The organism is Polaromonas glacialis (genome assembly GCF_000709345.1).
Lineage (GTDB): Bacteria > Pseudomonadota > Gammaproteobacteria > Burkholderiales > Burkholderiaceae_C > Polaromonas > Polaromonas glacialis.
The window spans coordinates 208,884-227,733 of sequence record NZ_KL448323.1 but is presented as its reverse complement, the minus strand read 5'-3'; the positions used below and the strand labels follow the sequence as shown (position 1 = coordinate 227,733).

At 66.3% G+C, this 18,850-nt stretch carries 16 protein-coding genes and 1 pseudogene; 11 read left to right on the top strand and 6 right to left on the bottom strand.

Features of this window, described 5'->3' with window-relative positions; genetic code table 11:
- Positions 1 to 4 precede the first annotated feature (4 nt).
- Positions 5 to 1,270 carry a class I SAM-dependent methyltransferase gene (locus EC86_RS0101425; protein WP_029523932.1) on the top strand — a complete coding sequence of 422 codons (1,266 nt, stop codon included), beginning with the start codon at positions 5 to 7 and terminating at the stop codon, positions 1,268 to 1,270.
- Between the two features lie 28 nt (positions 1,271 to 1,298).
- Here the strand turns inward: EC86_RS0101425 and xerD are convergent, their stop codons facing one another.
- Both xerD and EC86_RS0101415 read right to left on the bottom strand, forming a co-directional pair.
- The gene (gene xerD / locus EC86_RS0101420; protein WP_029523931.1) at positions 1,299 to 2,201 is read right to left on the bottom strand and encodes a site-specific tyrosine recombinase XerD; all 903 of its coding nucleotides are present in this window, start codon (positions 2,199 to 2,201) and stop codon (positions 1,299 to 1,301) included.
- A gap of 73 nt (positions 2,202 to 2,274) precedes the next feature.
- On the bottom strand, positions 2,275 to 3,246 hold the full coding sequence (locus EC86_RS0101415; protein ID WP_029523930.1) for a tripartite tricarboxylate transporter substrate binding protein BugE: 972 nt from the start codon (positions 3,244 to 3,246) through the stop codon (positions 2,275 to 2,277).
- A 113-nt stretch (positions 3,247 to 3,359) separates the two neighbouring features.
- Here EC86_RS0101415 and EC86_RS0101410 point away from each other — a divergent pair, with 113 nt between their 5' ends.
- Complete coding sequence (locus tag EC86_RS0101410; protein WP_029523929.1) at positions 3,360 to 4,265, top strand: AEC family transporter; 906 nt, start codon at positions 3,360 to 3,362, stop codon at positions 4,263 to 4,265.
- Positions 4,266 to 4,644: 379 nt separating this feature from the next.
- On the opposite strand, the gene queG is transcribed toward EC86_RS0101410, so the two are convergent.
- Positions 4,645 to 5,739 carry a tRNA epoxyqueuosine(34) reductase QueG gene (gene queG / locus EC86_RS0101400; RefSeq protein WP_051675663.1) on the bottom strand — a complete coding sequence of 365 codons (1,095 nt, stop codon included), beginning with the start codon at positions 5,737 to 5,739 and terminating at the stop codon, positions 4,645 to 4,647.
- Between queG and tsaE the strand changes: the two genes are divergently transcribed.
- From tsaE to EC86_RS0101385, 3 genes are all read left to right on the top strand, one after another.
- Positions 5,710 to 6,228, top strand: a complete 519-nt coding sequence (gene tsaE / locus EC86_RS0101395; protein ID WP_029523926.1) for a tRNA (adenosine(37)-N6)-threonylcarbamoyltransferase complex ATPase subunit type 1 TsaE — start codon at positions 5,710 to 5,712, stop codon at positions 6,226 to 6,228. The two genes, queG and tsaE, sit on opposite strands and share 30 nt — an antisense overlap.
- Entirely contained in the window at positions 6,225 to 7,733 is a 1,509-nt protein-coding gene (locus EC86_RS0101390) for an N-acetylmuramoyl-L-alanine amidase (protein WP_029523925.1), read from the top strand. Before tsaE ends, EC86_RS0101390 begins: the two co-directional genes overlap by 4 nt.
- 167 nt (positions 7,734 to 7,900) lie before the next feature.
- The gene (locus tag EC86_RS0101385) at positions 7,901 to 8,113 is read left to right on the top strand and encodes a glycine zipper 2TM domain-containing protein (protein WP_029523924.1); all 213 of its coding nucleotides are present in this window, start codon (positions 7,901 to 7,903) and stop codon (positions 8,111 to 8,113) included.
- A gap of 152 nt (positions 8,114 to 8,265) precedes the next feature.
- Here the strand turns inward: EC86_RS0101385 and EC86_RS0101380 are convergent, their stop codons facing one another.
- Together EC86_RS0101380 and EC86_RS0101375 are read right to left on the bottom strand one after the other, a co-directional pair.
- On the bottom strand, positions 8,266 to 10,116 hold the full coding sequence (locus EC86_RS0101380; RefSeq protein ID WP_029523923.1) for an AMP-dependent synthetase/ligase: 1,851 nt from the start codon (positions 10,114 to 10,116) through the stop codon (positions 8,266 to 8,268).
- Between the two features lie 98 nt (positions 10,117 to 10,214).
- Complete coding sequence (locus EC86_RS0101375; protein WP_029523922.1) at positions 10,215 to 10,874, bottom strand: DedA family protein; 660 nt, start codon at positions 10,872 to 10,874, stop codon at positions 10,215 to 10,217.
- 150 nt (positions 10,875 to 11,024) lie between these two features.
- Here EC86_RS0101375 and mutL point away from each other — a divergent pair, with 150 nt between their 5' ends.
- A complete protein-coding gene (gene mutL / locus EC86_RS0101370; RefSeq protein ID WP_029523921.1) occupies positions 11,025 to 12,953 on the top strand; it encodes a DNA mismatch repair endonuclease MutL in 1,929 nt (642 codons plus the stop codon).
- Positions 12,954 to 12,979: 26 nt separating this feature from the next.
- On the opposite strand, the gene EC86_RS0101365 is transcribed toward mutL, so the two are convergent.
- Positions 12,980 to 13,429 carry a DUF3429 domain-containing protein gene (locus EC86_RS0101365; protein WP_051675662.1) on the bottom strand — a complete coding sequence of 150 codons (450 nt, stop codon included), beginning with the start codon at positions 13,427 to 13,429 and terminating at the stop codon, positions 12,980 to 12,982.
- Positions 13,430 to 13,624: 195 nt separating this feature from the next.
- Here EC86_RS0101365 and gdhA point away from each other — a divergent pair.
- From gdhA to EC86_RS29775, 5 genes and pseudogenes are all read left to right on the top strand, one after another.
- Positions 13,625 to 14,967, top strand: a pseudogene (gene gdhA, locus EC86_RS25790) (NADP-specific glutamate dehydrogenase).
- A gap of 141 nt (positions 14,968 to 15,108) precedes the next feature.
- Entirely contained in the window at positions 15,109 to 15,996 is an 888-nt protein-coding gene (locus tag EC86_RS0101355; RefSeq protein ID WP_029523919.1) for an alpha/beta hydrolase, read from the top strand.
- Positions 15,997 to 16,029: 33 nt separating this feature from the next.
- Positions 16,030 to 17,058 (top strand): tRNA (adenosine(37)-N6)-dimethylallyltransferase MiaA, encoded by a 1,029-nt coding sequence (gene miaA, locus EC86_RS0101350; RefSeq protein WP_029523918.1) that lies wholly within the window; start codon positions 16,030 to 16,032, stop codon positions 17,056 to 17,058.
- A complete protein-coding gene (locus EC86_RS0101345) occupies positions 17,055 to 17,702 on the top strand; it encodes an ABC transporter ATP-binding protein (RefSeq protein ID WP_029523917.1) in 648 nt (215 codons plus the stop codon). Before miaA ends, EC86_RS0101345 begins: the two co-directional genes overlap by 4 nt.
- Positions 17,703 to 17,723: 21 nt before the next feature.
- The coding region (locus EC86_RS29775; RefSeq protein WP_332258571.1) for an ABC transporter permease at positions 17,724 to 18,850 on the top strand (1,127 nt) is incomplete at its 3' end.

The window sequence follows — 18,850 nt, the reverse complement described above, 5'->3', positions numbered from 1 at the left end:
GCTCATGTCACAGTCCCTGGCTTCCGGCCGTTTGTCCGCCCTTTCCGGCCTGCCCGAAGAGATTGCCGTGCGCTTGCCGCAGGGCCAGCAACTGGGGGCGGCAGACGCGCCGGTCAGGCTGTCGCTGTCGCGGTGGTCGAGCATTGCCCGCCTCAGGGCCGGGCAGATCGGCGCGCTGGCCGAAGAGTATGTCGAGGGCAAGCTGCAGTTCGAAGGCGCCATGCGCGATGTGATGGGCGCCATGCTCAAGCTCCTGCCCGACAAGCCGGTTCAAAGCGACACCGGCTGGTGGTCCCGCCTGATGACCCGGACATGGTCCGCATCGACCCACACGCGCGACAAGGACTCGGCGCAGATACAGTTTCATTACGATGTTTCAGATGCTTTCTATGGGCTATGGCTGGACCCGCGCCGCGTTTATTCATGCGCCTATTACCAGGGCAGCGGCATGACGCTGGCGCAGGCGCAGGAAGCCAAGCTCGACCACATCTGCCGCAAGCTGATGCTCCGCCCGGGCGAGCGTTTCCTGGACATCGGCGCCGGCTGGGGCGCGCTGCTGCTGTGGGCCGCCGAGCATTACGGCGTCGATGCAACCGGCATCACCCTGTCGGCCAACCAGTATGCGCATGTGCGCCAGCTGATCGCCGAGAAGGGCCTGGAGCGCCGGGTGCGCATCGAAATGCGCGACTACCGCGACCTGCCGGAAGCACAGCCGTTCGACAAGATATCGTCGGTCGGCATGTTCGAGCATGTCGGCCAGGCCAACATGGAGGCCTACTTTGGCAAGATCATGCGGCTGCTGGCGCCGGGCGGGCTGGTCATGAACCATGGCATCACCGCCGGCGACCTGCAGCACCGGCAAATGGGCGCCGGCATGGGCGACTTCATTGAAAAATATATTTTTCCGGGCGGCGAGTTGCTGCATGTCAGCGCCGTGCTCGGCCACCTGGCGAATGCCGGCCTGGAAATGGTTGACACCGAAAACCTGCGCCCCCACTACGGCCGCACGCTGTGGGACTGGTCCGATGCGCTGGAAGCGCACCTGGACGAAGCGCGCCTGGCGCTGGAAACCGAAACCAGCGCCGAACGCGCCGAAAAGATTCTGCGTGCCTACCGCCTGTATCTGGCGGGCAGCGCCATGACGTTCGAGCAGGGCTGGATTGCGCTGCACCAGGTGCTGGCGACGCGGCCCGCAGCGGACTTTCAGGGCGAGGCCATCCGGGGGGCGAAGTCTGCCTACCCCTTCAACCGCGAATTCATGTACGGCTGACGGTACCGGAAAGCGGCGCCGGACCGGTTCAGCCGCGCGGATGATGCTCCGCATGAATCGCCTTCAGGCGCTCGCGCGCGACGTGGGTGTAGATCGTGGTGGTGGAAATGTCGGCATGGCCGAGCAGCATCTGCACCGCGCGCAGGTCGGCGCCGTGGTTCAGCAGGTGCGTGGCAAAGGCATGGCGCAGCGTGTGCGGCGACAGCGGCGAATGGATGCCGGCGAGCAGCGCATACTTTTTCACCAGCATCCAGAACATCACCCGGCTCATGCCGTGGCCGTGGCTGGTGACGAACAGGTCGTCGGTCTGCTGGCCGCCCAGGATGGCGGGCCGCGCCTCGGCGATGTAGCGAACGATCCATTCGCGCGCCACCTGGCCGAACGGCACCAGCCGCTCGGTGCTGCCCTTGCCCAACACCCGCAGCACGCCCTCGTTCAGGCCGACATGGAAAGTCTTCAGCCCGACCAGCTCGCTCACGCGCAGGCCGCTGGCATACATCGTTTCCAGCATGGCGCGGTCACGCAGCCCGAGCGGCGTGCCATCGTCGGGCGCCGACAGCAGGGCCTCGACCTGCGCCTCGGACATCACCTTGGGAACGCGCAAGGCCTGCTTGGCCGACTCCAGTTTGAGAGTCGGGTCGGCAGCCACCAGGTTTTCGCGCAGCGCCCAGCGAAAGTAGCGCTTGAACACCGTCAGGCAGCGGTTCGCCGAGGTGGCCTTGGTCACCGCATGGCGGAACGCGAAATAGGCCTTGATGGCGTCTTCATCCGAATCGTCGAGCCTGCGCTGCTGCTGTTCCCCGGCATTGAGCCAGACGGCATACAGCGACAGGTCGCGCCGGTAGGCCGCCAGCGTGTTGTGCGACAGCCCGTCTTCGAGCCACAGGGCGTCGATGAACGCGTCGATGGCCGACTGGCTTTGCGGGTGCATGCCGGGCGCCGCAGAAATGGGCGCGGCGGCCGACGCATCGTCAGCTTGCGGCGGTGGCGACGATGGCGGCGGCTTACTCAAGCTTGAGCTTCGAGGTTTCGACGACCTTTTTGTACACGTCGAATTCGGCCTTGATCTGGGCGGCGAACTGCTCGGGCGTGTTGGCGACGATCAGCGAGCCGGTGTCTTCGATGCGCTTGCGCACCGCCGGATCTTCAAGCGCCTTTTTCACACCGGCATTGACCTTGTCCACCACCTCCTGCGGCAGGCCTTTGGGACCGACCAGGCCATAGTAGGCCATGCGGTTGACCGGCTCCAGGCCGACTTCCTTGAACGTCGGCACATCGGGCAGCACGGCCAGGCGCTGCGGTGCGGCCACGACGATGGGAATCAGGCGCTTTTGCTGCACGAAAGGCAGGGTGGACGGCAGGTTGTCGAAAATGATCAGGACCTGGCCGGCCACGGTGTCGTTCAGGGCCGGACCCGAGCCGCGGTAGGGAATGTGCGTGATGAACGTGCCGCTCAGGTTTTTATACAGCTCCATCTGCAGGTGGGCAATCGAGCCGGTGCCCGACGAGGCAAACGAGTACTTGCCGGGATTTTTCTTCAGCTCGGCGACAAACTCCTTGTAGTTGCGCGCCGGAAAGCTCGGATGCACGGCAATGATGTTGGGCGTGGCTGCAATGTTGATGATCGGCGTGAAGTCGGTCAGCGGGTTGTAGGGGATTTTCGGGTTGATGGCCGGGTTGGCCGCCGTGGTGGACACGGTGGCCATGCCCAGCGAATAGCCGTCAGGCTGCGCGCGCGCGGTTTCGGTCGCGCCGATCACACCGCCGCCGCCGGCCTTGTTTTCGACAATCACCACCTGGCCCAGCGCCTTGCCCAGCGGATCGGCCATGACGCGGCCGATGATGTCGGTCGTGCCGCCCGGCGCAAACGGAATCTGCAGCTTGACGACCTTGTTCGGATAGCCCTGGGCCATCACGGCGCCTGAGGCGGCGGTCAAGGCAAGCGCGGAAAAAGCCAGCAGGCAGCGACGTTTCATGATCAGTTCCTTGGGATAAGACAAGCGTGAATCGTAAACGCTACCGTGGTCGCGGCCACCTGTGGAATACGCATAAGGGCTAACCCCGATGCATTGCGGTTATTCTTCGCCCGGTGATTTACGCCCAACTGCTTCTGCCCGACTTTTCGCTCATTTTGTGTGGCTACCTGCTGTGCCGCCATACCCCGCTCAACCGCACGGTGTGGGGTCCGGTGGAAAGCCTGGTCTATTATTTTTTGTTTCCGCTGCTGCTGTTCCAATCGATCATCAAAAGCCCGCTTGACCTGGCGGCGACGTCCAGCCTGATCGGCGCCGGCGTGGCGCTGGGGCTGGCCGGCATCGCCATGGCCTACAGCCTGCCTTACCTGCCGGGCCTGCGCCGGCACATCGACCTGCGCGAGCATGCCGCCAGCGCGCAGGTGGCTTTTCGCTTCAACTCCTTCATCGGCCTGGCGCTGGCCGAGCGGCTGGCCGGCAGCCAGGGGCTGCAACTCATCGCCGTGCTGATCGGCGTGTGCGTTCCGCTGCTCAATGTGGCGGCGGTGTGGCCGATGGCGCGGCATGGGGGCAGCGGCTTTCTGCGTGAACTGGCGCGCAACCCCCTGATTCTGGCCACGGCGTCGGGCCTGACGGCCAATCTGCTGGGTTTGAGCCTGCCCGCCTGGTCGATGCCGACGCTGTCGCGCCTGGGCGCCTCGGCCATCGTGCTCGGCCTGATGACTGCCGGCGCCGGCATGCAGTTCGGCCATCTGGCGCAGGCCAAGACCCTGGCGGGCGCCGTGTTGCTGATACGGCACCTCCTCACCCCGCTGGTGGCGCTGGGACTGGCCCGGGCCTTTGGCCTGGACGCCGTGCAAAGCAGCATCCTGCTGGCGTTTTCCGGCCTGCCGACGGCATCGAGCGCCTATGTGCTGGCCGCGCGCATGGGCTACAACGGCGGCTACGTGGCCGGCCTGGTCACGCTGTCCACGCTGCTGGGCGTGGTGAGCCTGCCGTTTGCGTTGGGCCTGCTGCCTTGAGGCTGCTGGGAATACACCACTAATCGCTATGTATTTAATAGCTACTAACGCTTATGTAGTATGAGAAAATGGCATTTTTTATGATGAAAACGGTAACTACTAACGTATCCGGTTCGATCGCTGCGTTGATTGACTTTGGCTTGGCGGGTTCTTCTGTGGTTTGAGGGGTGAGCGCATTCCCGGCGAGGGGTAACTTTATTTTTTTGCCAGAAAAGAAAGTTACCCCCCGCCGGGAAGGCGCTCCACACCCAAAACCCAAGAAAAGCAGGAAAAAGAGACCGCAACCCTGCGCCATGCCAAGCAAGGGCAACATCAAGGACCGACAAAGCCGTTGACCTGCAGCAAGATAAGCAGTCACTAAAAACGCTATTGAGCGGCCTCACTGGCCCAGCGCCCAGGCCACCTGCTCGCGCACCACGTCGCTCGGGTGATCGGCGCGGCCCTGCAAACTGGCGCGCAGCAAGGCATCGTCTGCCGTGCCGCCGCGCAAGGCATTGCCCATGGCCACCGCGATGTTGCGCAGCCAGCGTTCATGGCCGATGCGGCGAATCGGGCTACCCTCGGTCAGGCGCAGGAAGGCGTCTTCGCTCCAGCCGAACAGCGTGACAAGCTGCTGTCCCGTCAAGCCCTGGCGTTCGTCGAAATCGCTCAAGCTGCTGCGCTGGGCGAACTTGTTCCACGGGCAGGCCAGCTGGCAGTCGTCGCAGCCGTAGATGCGGTTGCCCATCAAGTGGCGCAGTTCCAACGGAATCGGCCCGGCGTGTTCTATCGTCAGGTAAGAAATGCAACGCCGCGCATCGAGTTTGCCCGGCGCCACGATGGCCTGCGTCGGGCAGATGTCGATGCACGCCTGGCAGCTGCCGCAATGGGCCGTGACCGGCGCGCTCGGCAGCAGGGCAATGTCCACGTAGATTTCGCCCAGGAAAAACATCGAGCCCGCCTCGCGGTTGAGCACCAGCGTGTGCTTGCCGCGCCATCCCTGGCCGCTGCGCGACGCCAGTTCGGCCTCCAGCACCGGCGCCGAGTCGGTGAAGGCGCGGTGGCCGAACGGGCCGACATGCTCGCCGATGCGCTCGGCGAGCTTTTGCAGCCGGGCGCGCAGCACCTTGTGGTAGTCGCGCCCCCGCGCATAGCTTGACACAATGCCTTCGGCCGGCCGCTGCAGTCGGCCGAGTTCTGTCGCCTGCCATTCGCCGGGCTGGCGCGGAGTCGAGGCGGGCAAATAATCCATTCGCGCGGTAATCACGCTAACCGTTCCCGGAACCAATTCGGCCGGACGCGCTCTTTTAAGGCCATGCGCCGCCATGTAGTGCATGCTTCCATGAAAGCCGGCGGCCAGCCAGGCCGATAATCCGGGTTCGGCTGACGACAAGTCAACATCCGCGATGCCGGTTTGCGAAAATCCCAGCTCGCGCGCCCAGGTTTGAATTTGAGAAACGAATTGATGACTGTTCCACTGATTGCAGGTCGGCATCCGCTGATTGTAAAAAACATCACCTGGCCAGACGAGGCCGCCACGCAATCCTTTGCGCAGGCGCTGGCCGGGAAGCCGGCGATCAGGCACGCGCTGGTCGAGCTGCACGGCGACCTGGGTGCCGGCAAGACGACGTTCGTGCGCCACCTGCTGACCAGCCTGGGTGTGCAGGGACGCATCAAGAGCCCCACTTATGCGGTGGTGGAAGCTTACACATTGGATGCACCCGGTCTTGACTCGGGCCACAATCTTGAATTGTCGATCTGGCACTTTGACTTTTACCGTTTCAATGATCCGCATGAGTGGGAAGAAGCCGGGTTTCGCGACATTTTCGCCAGCCCCGGGCTCAAGCTGGTCGAATGGCCGGAAAAGGCAGGCGATCACCTGCCCCTGCCCGACCTGGTGATTGCCATCGAGATGCAGGCCGACGAATCGCGGCGCATCACCCTGACGGCCCATACCCCCACGGGGGCGGAGTTACTGGCATGAACAACAAGAAGTCTCCCTCGGGTCCGAACCGTCGCCATGCGCTGCAAATGGGCGGCATCGTGCTGCTGCTGGGCACCCAGCACATCGCGCGGGGCGCCTCGATCGTCGCTGTCCGTGTCTGGCCGTCGAAAGACTACACCCGCCTGACCATCGAATCCGACACCGAGATCAAGGCGCGCCAGTTCTTCATTCCCGAGCCGCCCCGGCTGGCCGTGGACATCGAGGGCATCGACCTGATCCCGGCGCTACGCGAACTGGTCGCCAAGGTCAAGTCCGACGACCCGAACATCTCGGGCATTCGCGTCGGCCAGAACGCCCCCGGCGTGGTGCGGCTGGTCATGGACCTGAAAAAACCCATGCTGCCGCAGGTCTTCAGCCTGGCGCCGGTGGCCGCCTACCAGCACCGGCTGGTGTTCGACCTGTACCCGGCTCAGCCCGTGGACCCGCTCGAAGCCTTGATTGCCGAACGGCTGGCCGACCCGGTCAAACCGGCCGCGCCCGTGGCCGCTGCGCCACCAGTGCCGCCGCCGGGCAATGCAGCGGCACAGGCCAATGACCCGCTGGGCAGCCTGATGGCGCAGCAGTCAGGCAAGGCCGCTTCCGCGCCTTCCGCGCCGGCGCCTGCCGCGCCGCCACCCAGCGTTGCGGCCAACGCCGGCCGGCCGCCCGCCCCCAGGCCGCCGGTCGTCGCGTCCGTGGAACCGCCGGCCATAACGCTGCCGCCTTCCCGGCCCCAGGCGGCCACCACGCCCTTTTCAAGGGGCGATACAGCGCCCGAGATTGAAAACAAGACCGACCGCCTGGTCATCGTTGCTCTCGACCCGGGCCATGGCGGCGAAGACCCGGGCGCCATCGGCCCGGGCGGCACGCGTGAAAAGGACGTGGTGCTGCAGATCGCGCACCGCCTGCGCGACCGCATCAACCAGCAGCCCAACATGCGCGCCTATCTTACGCGCGACGCCGATTTTTTCGTTCCGCTGCATGTGCGGGTGCAAAAGGCGCGCAGCGTGCAGGCCGACCTGTTCATCAGCCTGCATGCCGACGCTTTCTTTACTGAAACACCCGCAGGCGCCAGCGTTTTTGCATTGAGCGAAAAAGGCGCATCGAGCAGCGCCGCCCGCTGGCTGGCCAACAAGGAAAACTCGGCCGACCTGGTCGGTGGCATCAATGTCAAGGCCAAGGACGCGCAGGTGCAGCGCGCCCTGTTCGACATGAGCACCACGGCGCAGATCAACGATAGCATGAAGCTGGGCAGCGCCATGCTGGGCGAGATCGGCAACGTCGGCAAGCTGCACAAGCCGCGCGTCGAGCAGGCCAGCTTCGCCGTGCTGAAGGCGCCCGACATTCCCAGCGTGCTGGTCGAGACCGCCTTCATCAGCAACCCGGTGGAAGAAGCGCGGCTGCGCAGCGACGGCTACCAGATCCAGCTGGCCGATGCGCTGATGCGCGGGATTTCGCGCTACTTTGCCAGGAACCCGCCGCTGGCGCGCAACCGCGCCCTGTAAAAACGGCTGACCTGGCAAGGGGTCGTCCATACGACACCGGCCGGCGATGTCCGCCTACAGTCCGGCTTCAATATGTGGACTAGACTGAGACCACAGGCTGCGCCGAGATGTCACGATGTGACGACCTCTGGTGAATTAGCCTGGATCCAACAGAAAAGGTGAAAACCATGATCACGAAAATTTTGATGTCAGCCGCTGCAGCTTCCCTGATTGCCCTGACCGGCTGCGGAACCAACCCGACCAACGCGCAAATCGGCACCGGCGCTGGCGCAGTGCTTGGCGGCGTGGCCGGCAATGCGGTCTTTGGCGGCACGCTCGGAACCGTTGGCGGCGCCGCTGCCGGCGCGCTGATCGGCAACGAGGTCGGCAAGCGCAAATAAGCTTTCCAGCCTGCATGCCGCCCTGGGCGGTGCCGTGCAAACTGCTTTCAGCCAGACCGGCTGAAACAAAGAAGACGATTCCTGATTGATTTCAGCGGGTCGTTTTTTTTCGTCCGCGCAAAACCGCAAGTCCTGTGGCTATCCACGAAGGCCTATGCGGGCACCTTCACCTGGCGCACTTTCGGGTGATACATTGCCTCGATCTCGCCGGCATAGCGCGCCATCAGGTTGTTGCGCTTGAGCTTGAGGGTCGGCGTCATGAGCGTGTTTTCCACCGTCCACGGCTCGCGTGTCAGGAAGATCGCGCGGGGCATGGCATAGCGGGCAAAGTCGCGGGCCTGGACGGCAATGCGCGCCAGCGCCGCACGGTGGACGGCCGGCTGATTCAGGCTGGCGTCGGCGTCGAGCCCGAGCGAGGCCGCCAGGCGCAGCCATTCAGCCGGGTTGACCACTGCCACGCAGGCAATGAAGGGCTGGTTCTCGCCCACCACCAGCACCTGCGCGAACAGCGGATCGACCGCAATCGCCAGTTCCAGATCGCCCGGCGGCACCTTTTCGCCGGTCGATGTCACGATGATTTCCTTGATCCGGCCCCTGATGCGGATGCGGCCGTCCTGCAGGTCGGCCTGATCGCCGGTGGAAAGCCAGCCGTCCGGGGTCAGGACGCGGGCCGTGTCTTCGGCGCGCTTCCAGTAGCCTTGCATCACCGATTGGCCGCGCACCTGCAGTTCGCGGTTGCCGCCGATGCGCACCTCGACGCCGGGCAGCGGGCGCCCGACCGTCGCCGGGTCGTTGTCATCGACGCCGTTGGCCGCCACGACCGGCGAGGTTTCCGTCATGCCGTAGCCCTGCAGCAGCGGCAGGCCCAGCCCCAGGAAGCAGCGCGCCACGGCATGCGACAGCGGCGCGCCTCCGCTCACCGCCACGCGCACCCGCCCGCCGAACTGCGCCCGCAGCTTGCCGGCCACCAGCCGGTCGAGCAAGGGCCACAGCAGCGGGTCCAGCACCGCCCAGGCGCTGCCTTCGCCGTCGGCCAGCGCCCAACGCTGCGTCCTGCAAAAACGCCGCCAGCCAACGGCCTGCGCGGCATGGAACAGGCGCGTCTTGAAGGCCGAACCGGCCAGCGATTCCTGCAGTTTGCCGAACACCCGCTCATAGATGCGCGGCACCGAGATCAGCACCGTCGGCCGCACGGTCTTGAGGTCTTCAGCCAGCAGCGCAACCGAACGCGCATAGGCCACGCAACTGCCGACAGCCAGCGGCAGGTAGTAGCCGGCGGTGCGCTCGAAGGTATGCGACAGCGGCAGAAAGGACAAGAACACATCGTCCGCCGTGGGCACCACGCGCGCCAATATGGCGAGCACGTTGGACACCACGTTTGCATGCGTCAGCATCACGCCCTTGGGCTTGCCGGTCGTTCCCGAGGTGTAGACGATGGCCGCCAGGTCGCCGGCATCGGGCGGCTGCGCGGCATGCGGCAGGCCCTGCCCCGCCGCCAGCCAATCAGCCAGCGAAACCACCGGCACGCCAGCGCCGACAGCACCAAGCGGCAGGGTATCGAGCGCCGTCACGACCACCCGCCGCAGCGCCGGCAGCACCAGGCCGACGCCTTCGATGGCGCGCCACTGGGCCAGGCTGGACACCATGAGCACCGACGCTTCGCAGTCCGACAGGATGTAGGCAATGCTGCCGGGGTTGTCGATGGCATGCAGCGGCACCGGCACCAGGCTCAGCGACAGCGCGGCCTGGTCGATGCACACGGCGTCCAGGCCGTTGGGCAGCAAAATGGCGATGCGCGCCTGCCGCTCCAGCCGCATCGCCGCCAGCGCCCTGGCCCACTGCGCGATGCGCGCGCCGGCCTCGGCCCAGCATGTCGTCTGCCACTGGCCGGTGGCCTCGTCAAACGCGCGGTAAGCCGCGCCCCCGGGGCTTTGCGCCAGCCGGAAGGCGAGCAGTTCGGGCAGGGTGCGCACGGCGGAAAGCGGGATCGGCATCGCGGTCATTCAAAAAAAGCGCAGCGTAGCCGCTTGGGCATGGCGTGCAAAGCGATGGATTGTCTGTCGCCCGGCAAGGTCGTGGCCGCCGCAACGTCGCGCAGGCGTCAAGGCTGGACCGGCATGCTGCCGGACTGACGCCGTGCCCGCCAGGCGCCAAACAGCACGAACAGGCCGGGCACCAGGATCATCGCCCAGATGATCTTGTCCAGGTTCGCCTTGACGAAAGGCACGTTGCCGAAGGCATAGCCGGCCGTGACGATACCGCCGACCCACAGGGCGGCCCCGACGACGTTGAACAGCGAGAACTTGCCGCGGCTCATGTGCGAGATGCCGGCGACGAAGGGCGCGAAGGTGCGCAAAAAAGGCATGAAGCGCGCGGCGATGATGGTCACGCCGCCATAGCGCTCGTAGAACGCATGCGCCTGGTTGAACGCCCGCTTGTTGAAAAAGCGCGAGTCTTCCCACTGGAACACCTTGGGCCCGATGTAACGGCCAATCGAGTAGTTGCACTGGTCGCCCAGCACCGCCGCGACAAACAGCAGGCCAACGGCCAGCGGATAGCTCATCAGGCCGACGCCGCACATCGCGCCGACGACGAACAGCAGCGAATCGCCGGGCAAAAATGGCATGACGACCACGCCGGTTTCGACAAAGATGATCAGGAAAAGCAGCGCATAGACCCACAGGCCATAGCTGGCCACGAAGGTTTCCAGGTGCTTGTCGACATGAAGGATGAAATCGATGAGAAAGGCGGCTAGTTCCATGACGCTGATTTTGACAGGTCCGCCACGGCTTTTCCCCGCTGTCCTGATCAGCCGCGCGGAAAACCGTCCGCGGGGCACGCACCTTCAGCAAGGCCATGCCCCTGCGGTCAAGGCGGGCCGACGGGCGGCTGCGCCTAAAATTGGCGCCTCATGACGCCTCAAACCCCGGCCGCGCGCCGCCCCATCCGCGACCTTCCCGATGAACTGATCAGCCAGATTGCCGCCGGCGAGGTGGTCGAGCGTCCGGCTTCGGTGGTGCGCGAACTGCTAGACAACGCGCTTGACGCCGGCGCGACGCAGGTCACGGTGCGCCTGTCGGCAGGCGGCGTGCGCCTGATCCTGGTCGAGGACGACGGCCTGGGCATTGCCAGAGAGGAACTGCCGGTGGCGCTGCGCCGCCATGCGACCAGCAAGATCGCGTCGCTGCAGGACCTGGAAGCCGTCGGCACCATGGGGTTTCGCGGAGAGGCGCTGGCCGCGATCAACTCGATCGCCGACATGAGCCTGGTCTCGCGCACGCTGGACAACGAGCACGCCTGGCAGCTCGACGGCCGCACCGGCGAATTGAAGCCGGCTCCGCGCGCGCGCGGCACCAGTGTCGAGGTGCGCGAACTGTTCTATGCCACGCCGGCCCGGCGCAAGTTCCTGAAAACCGACGCCACCGAACTGGCGCACTGCATCGAAGCCGTTCGCCGCCATGCGCTGGTGCGGCCTGACGTGGGCTTTGCCATCTGGCACGAAGGCAAGCTGGTCGAGCAGTGGCGCGCCTGCGTGGGGCTAGAGGGCACAGATGGTTTTGAAGCCCACACCCAGCGCCTCGCTGATGTGCTGGGGGACGACTTCGTGGCGCAGTCGGTGGCTGTGAGCTACCAGAGCAGCGCCACCCGGCTGGACGGCCAGCCCGCCGTGCGCGTTTGGGGACGGGCCGGCATTCCCGACGCCGCCCGCTCGCGCGCCGACCAGCAGTTTGCCTATGTCAACGGCCGCTTCGTGCGCGACAAGGTGCTGGCCCATGCCGCCCGCAGCGCCTACGAGGATGTGCTGCACGGCCACCGCCAGCCGGTGTATGCGCTGTATGTCGAGATTGACGCGGCGCGGGTCGATGTGAATGTGCATCCGACCAAGATCGAGGTGCGCTTTCGCGACAGCCGCGAAGTACACCAGGCGGTGCGCCATGGCGTGCAGGATGCGCTGGCCGCGCCCCGTGCCGGCGCGGCCAGCGCGAACGCCACGCCCGCCGAGGCCGCCCCTGAGCCGCCGCTGAACTTCAATTTAAAGCCAAAACAGGCTTTTGCGCAGCAGGGATGGGCACAACCAGCTATCAATTTCAGAGCAAATCAGGAACACCGCGTGTCGGACTTTGAAGCCCTGTGGCCGGTGCCGTCCGGCACGGGACGGCCCGCTGCGCCCGACCGCGACATGCCCGGCGCCCCCGCCGCAGCGGTCGAAACCCCGCAGTCCGGCCCGCCGCCCGACACCGCCCTGCCCCACGGCGACTGGCCGCTGGGCCGCGCCCTGGCGCAGCTGCAGGGCGTTTACATCCTGGCCGAAAACAGCCAGGGCCTGGTCATCGTGGACATGCATGCGGCCCACGAGCGCATCGTCTATGAACGGCTGAAAATCCAGTTCGAGGCCTCGCGCATCGCCAGCCAGCCGCTCTTGATTCCCGCGACCTTTGCCGCCACGCCGCACGAAGTGGCCACGGCCGAAGCCTGCATCGACACGCTGGCCCTGCTGGGCCTGGAAATCACGCCGTTTTCGCCCAGGACGCTGGCGGTGCGGGCCGTGCCGACCAGCCTGGCGGCGGGCGACGCGGTGGAACTCGCCAGATCGGTACTGGCCGAACTGGCGCAGATGGACGCCAGCACCGTGGTCGAGCGGGCGCACAACGAACTGCTCGGCACCATGGCCTGCCACGGCGCGGTGCGCGCCAACCGGCAGCTGACCGTCGAGGAAATGAATGCCCTGCTGCGCCAGATGGAAGCCACCGATCGCTCAGACCAGTGCAACCACGGCCGGCCGACCTGGCGCCAGGTCAGCCTGAAGGAACTGGACAGCCTGTTTCTGCGCGGACGCTGAAAGCCCGTAGACCGGGTTTCAGCGCTTCAACGCATTGCCCAGGCGCCGGCGGCCAGGCAACACAAGGTGGCGACGCTAGTGAGTTGCAGGCGCAGGCCCAGCCAGCCCGACAGCCCGGCGCTGGCATACAGCGTTCGGTCCACCGCATAGCAGGCCGCCAGCAGCGCGGCCAGCAGCCATAGCGCAGGGCTGACCGGCAACAGCAGGGCGACCCAGGCCAGCAGGCTGGGCGAAACGCCCCAGCCCAGGCGAACGTTGACGGGCGGCACGCCCCGCATCGCCAGCCCCCAGTGGATGCCGCCAAGAAAGGTGGCGATCAGCGCGCCGTAGGCCACCAGCGCCGTTCCCGCCCAGGCGCGCAAGCCGGGCGCATCGAGCACGGCAAGCGCAATCGCACCGGCCAGGAAAGGCAGCAGGCCGGCCAGCCCCAGGACGCGGGCGGCGGTGGAAGGGGTGGAAAAACCGCTTGTCATCATGGCTGAAGTGTAGGGGCGAGGCAGTGCAACCCCGCCTTTTGACGGGAACGAAGGCCTGTTTTCACCAAGGAATAAAAAGCCCTGATTTGGTGCAATCCAGATCAGCCGATGTGGATAAAAGCCAGAAACAGGTCTGTTTCGCGGCAAAATTCAATTCCTGCATGAGTTTATGCACCAATATGAGGAATTGAACGGATGAAATACAAAACCCTGGACAGCTTTTTAAGCCACGTCGCCGGCTGCAATCCAGGCCAGCCGGAATTCCTCCAGGCCACGACCGAGGTGCTGGAAAGCCTCTGGCCCTACATTGAAAAGCATCCAAAATATGCCGAGCACGGCCTGCTGGACCGCCTGATCGAGCCCGAGCGCACGGTCATGTTCCGCGTCTCGTGGATTGACGACCGGGGCGAAGTCCGGGTCAACCGCGGCTACCGCATCCAGCACAGCTCGGCCATCGGCCCGTACAAGGGCGGCCTGCGCTTTCACCCTTCGTGAACTTGTCGATCCTGAAATTCCTCGCCTTCGAGCAGACCTTCAAGAACGCGCTGACCACGTTGCCCATGGGCGGCGGCAAGGGCGGCTCGGACTTTGACCCCAAGGGCAAGAGCCCGCTCGAAGTCATGCGCTTTTGCCAGGCCTTTGTCACCGAACTGTTCCGCCATGTGGGCTCGGACACCGACGTGCCGGCGGGCGACATGGGCGTGGGCGGGCGCGAGGTCGGCTTCATGGCCGGCATGATGAAAAAGCTGACCAACCGCGCCGACTGCGTGTTCACCGGCAAGGGCCTGAGCTTTGGCGGCTCGCTGATCCGCCCCGAAGCCACCGGCTACGGCACGGTTTATTTCGCCGAGGAAATGCTCAGGCAAAAAGGCCGCAGCCTGGACGGCCTGCGCGTCAGCGTGTCGGGCTCGGGCAATGTGGCGCAGTACGCGGTGGAAAAAGCCATGGCGCTGGGCGCCAGGGTCATCACCGTGTCGGACTCCAGCGGCACCATCGTCGATGAAGAGGGCTTCACGACCGAAAAACTGGCCGAGCTGATGGAAGTCAAGAACCACCTGTATGGCCGCGTCAACGACTACGCCAAGCGCACCGGCGTGGCTTTCCAGCCTGGCGTGCGGCCGTGGCATGTCCCGGTCGATGTCGCCCTGCCCTGCGCGACGCAAAACGAGCTTGATGCCGTTGACTCCGCCCTGCTGGTGAAAAACGGCGTGATCTGCGTGGCTGAGGGCGCCAACATGCCTTCGACGCTAGACGCGGTGCGGGTGTTTGAAGGCCACGGCGTGCTGTATGCACCGGGCAAAGCCAGCAACGCCGGCGGCGTCGCCACGTCGGGGCTGGAAATGAGCCAGAACGCGATGCGCCTGTCGTGGTCGCGCGACGAGGTCGATGCGCGCCTGCTGCAGATCATGCAGGACATCCACGGCGCCTGCCTGCAGTACGGCCGGCGCGAGGACGGCACACTGAGCTACGTCGATGGCGCCAACGTGGCGGGCTTCGTCAAGGTGGCCGATGCGATGCTGGCGCAGGGCGTGGTCTGATTGCGGCCCAGCCTGCCGCCTGACCCGGGCGCTGCCGCCGGCCGCCCAGGCCGGCAGCGGCAGCCGGCTTTACCGGAACTTCGTCATTTCTCAGCTTCAGCGGCCAGAACTTTTTGTTTCAAGGCGGGTCAGTTCAAGGCAATGAAACACTGGCCCATCATTTCCTCCCTCGCATTGGCATTCGCCGTTCTGGCCGGATGCGCAACACTCGACGAAAAACAGCGCGGCTGGATCTTCCAGCCCAGCGACCGCAGCTGGGGCTCCAGCGCGGCGCTGACGCAGGACATGAAGGATGTCTGGATCGACTTTGATTCGGCCGCCACGGGCCAGCCGGTCAAGCTGCACGGGCTGTGGCTGCCGGCCGATGCCGCCCAACCCGCCTGGAACGGCGCCAAGGCGCCGGTGCTGCTGTATTTGCACGGCGCGCGCTGGAACGTCGAGGGCTCGGCGCCGCGCATCCGCCGCATGCAGGAACTGGGCTTTTCGGTGCTGGCGATCGACTACCGGGGTTTCGGCAAAAGCTCGCCGGGCCTGCCCTCGGAAAGCATCGCCGCCGAAGACGCCAGAGCCGCCTGGGACTGGCTGGGCGCGCGGCAGCCGGGCCAGCCGCGCTACATCTTCGGCCATTCGCTGGGCGGCGCGGTCGCCATCGAACTGGCGGCGCGGGTGGACAACGAGGCCGGCACCATTGTCGAAGGCACCTTCACCTCGATCGCCGACGTGGTCGGCACCATGAAATGGGGCTGGCTGCCGCTGCGCCTGTTGATCACCCAGCCCTTCGAATCGGTGGAAAAAGTCACCCGCCTGGGCTCGCCGCTGCTGGTGGTGCATGGCTCGGACGACCGCTTGATCCAGCCGGCGCTGGGCCGCAGGCTGTATGAAGCGGCGCAGCAACCCAAGGCCTTTGTGCTGGTCGAGGGCGGCTCGCACCACAACACCAACTCACTGGGCCAGGCGCAGTACCGCGTGGCGCTGGCCGGCCTGTTTGGCGCGCGTTCCGGTGGCGCCGGCCTGCTCGCCGCGCACTGATGGGCCGGGCGCCTTTCTGGTAGCCTAGCCCGCATGTCTGTTTCTTTTGAGCCGGCGCGCACCGCGCCCCCCCTGAACCTGCGCTGCATCGCGCTGGCCGGCCCCACCGCATCGGGCAAGACGGCCGCCGCGCTGGCCATTGCCCGGCATTGGCCCGTCGAGATCATCAGCGTCGATTCGGCGCTGGTCTATCGCGGCATGGACATTGGCACAGCCAAGCCGTCTGCTGGCGAACTGGCCGCAGTAAAGCACCACCTGATCGACATCCGCGACCCGCTCAACGCCTACAGCGCCGCCGAATTCGTACACGATGCGCGGCGCCTGATCAGGGAGATCAGCGCGCGTGGCCATCTGCCGCTGCTGGTCGGCGGCACCATGCTGTACTTCAAGGCGCTGTTCGACGGCCTGGACGACATGCCGCCGGCCGACCCGGCGGTGCGCGCCGTGCTGGCCGATGAGGCCGCCGCAAAAGGCTGGCCGGCGCTGCATGCCGAACTGGCGCAGGTGGACCCGGTCACGGCCGCGCGCCTGGCGCCGAACGACTCGCAGCGCATCTCGCGGGCGCTGGAAGTGTTCCGGGTATCTGGCCAGCCGCTGTCCTTCTTCCACCAGCGAAATGCTAGCAAAAACATAGCTGACAACACAGATGGAATAAGCGCAAAAGCACTTATTTCTTTGGAACCGGCAGATCGCGCCTGGCTGCATGGCCGCATCGCCCAGCGTTTCGACGTCATGCTTGCTTCGGGCTTTGTCGATGAGGTCAGGGCGCTGCGCGCGCGCGGCGACCTGGCGCCCGACCTGCCGGCCATGCGCTGCGTCGGCTACCGCCAGGCCTGGGAAATACTGGACGCACGCGAGGCGCGCGGCCTGGACTGCAGCTTTTCGGCCCTTGAATGGAGCGAGCTGCGCGACAAGGGCATCTTTGCCACGCGCCAGCTGGCCAAGCGGCAGATCACCTGGCTGCGCGCGATGCCGCAGCGCCGCGTCGTCGCCTGCGATGACCCCACGGCGCTCGAACAGGTGCTTGCGCTTGTCAAGGCCGAAGCCAGGGCCTTCGCATGAGCTTGCGCCTCCACAATCTCGGCAAGCGCTACGGCGACACGGCCGTGTTCAGCCAGGTCACGCTCGACGTGGCGCCCGGCGAATTCGTCGCCATCGTCGGCGAGTCGGGCGTGGGCAAGTCCACGCTGCTCAACTGCATGGCCGGGCTCGACAGCTGGGACGAAGGCACGGTCAGCCTGGGCGGCGCCGACCTGGGGCAAATGACCGACGACCAGCGCGCCCTGCTGCGCCGCCGCCATGTCGGTTTTGTATTCCAGGCGTTTCATGTGCTGCCGCACCTGGACGTGGCGCAAAACGTCGCCCTGCCGCTGCTGCTGCTGGGCCAGCCCGACGACGCGCGCGTCGAAGCGCTGCTCGAAGCCGTCGGCCTGGGTGGACTGGGCAAGCGCCTGCCGCAGCAGCTGAGCGGCGGGCAGTTGCAGCGCGTGGCGATTGCCCGGGCGCTGGTGCACCGGCCCGGCCTGCTGCTGGCCGACGAGCCGACCGGCAACCTCGACCCGGCCACCGCCTCCAAGGTGATGGACGCTTTGATTGCCCAGACCCGCGAGCATGGCGCGGCCATGGTGCTGGTGACGCATTCGGCCGCCGCCGCCGCGCGCGCCGACCGGGTGCTGCACCTGAGCAGCACCGGCATCTCGGCCTGAGGCGTGGCAAGCATCCAGCCCATGCGCGCCCTGCTGCAAACCTTTTCCTGGCAGGAGCTGCGCCACCACCCGTGGCGCAGCGTGGCCGCCGTCGTCGCGGTGATGCTGGGCGTGGCGCTGGCGTTTTCGGTGCATTTGATCAACAACTCGGCCCTGTCGGAGTTCTCGCAGGCGGTGCGCGCGGTCAACGGCCAGCCGGACCTGGAACTGCGCGCCGTGCAGGGCAGCTTTGACGAGGCGCTCTATGCCCAGGTGGCCAACCATCCGCAGGTGGCCATGGCCAGCCCGGTGTTGGAGCTGTCAACTTACGCGCTCGATGAAAACGGCGACCGCGCCAGGCGCCAGTCCTTGCGCATCATCGGCGTCGATGCGCTGGCCGTGGCGTCGGTGGCGCCCGGCCTGATGCCGGTGCCCGCGAAGGACGCCGACCGCATGGCGCTGTTCGCGCCGGGCACGGTGTTCCTCAATCCGGCGGCGCGCCGGGCCTTCGCCAGCGGCCGTCTGCAGCTGCAGGACGGCCTGCAACTGCGCGGCGTCAGCGTGGCGGGCAGCGTGAACGCCGGCGGCGGGCCGCTGGCGGTGATGGACATCGGCGCGGCGCAGGAGCTGTTTGGCCGCAGCGGCCAGCTGTCGCGCATCGACGTGCGGCTCAGGGCGGGCGCCGACACCGGCCGCTTCATCGACAGCCTGCGACTGCCGGCCGGCATCACCGCCACCGCGCCCGGTGACGCCGCCGAGCGCGTCAGCAACCTGTCGCGCGCCTACCGCGTCAACCTCACGGTGCTGGCGTTGGTGGCGCTGTTCACCGGCGCTTTTCTGGTGTTTTCGGTGCTGTCGCTCAGCGTGGCCAAGCGGGCGCAGCAGTTCGCGCTGCTCGGCGTTCTCGGACTGACCGGCCGCGAGCGCCTGCAGCTGGTGCTGATCGAGTCGCTGGCGCTGGGCATTGTCGGCAGCCTGGCCGGCATCGCCCTGGGCGGCGGGCTGGCGGCGCTGGCGCTGCGGCTGCTCGGCGGCGACCTGGGCGGCGGCTATTTTGCCGGCGTCGCGCCAACGCTGCAGTGGAGCGGCGGCGCGGCGCTGGGCTACGGGCTGCTGGGCGTGGCAGCTGCCGGCGTCGGCGGCTGGTGGCCGGCGCGGGGGGGGCCAAA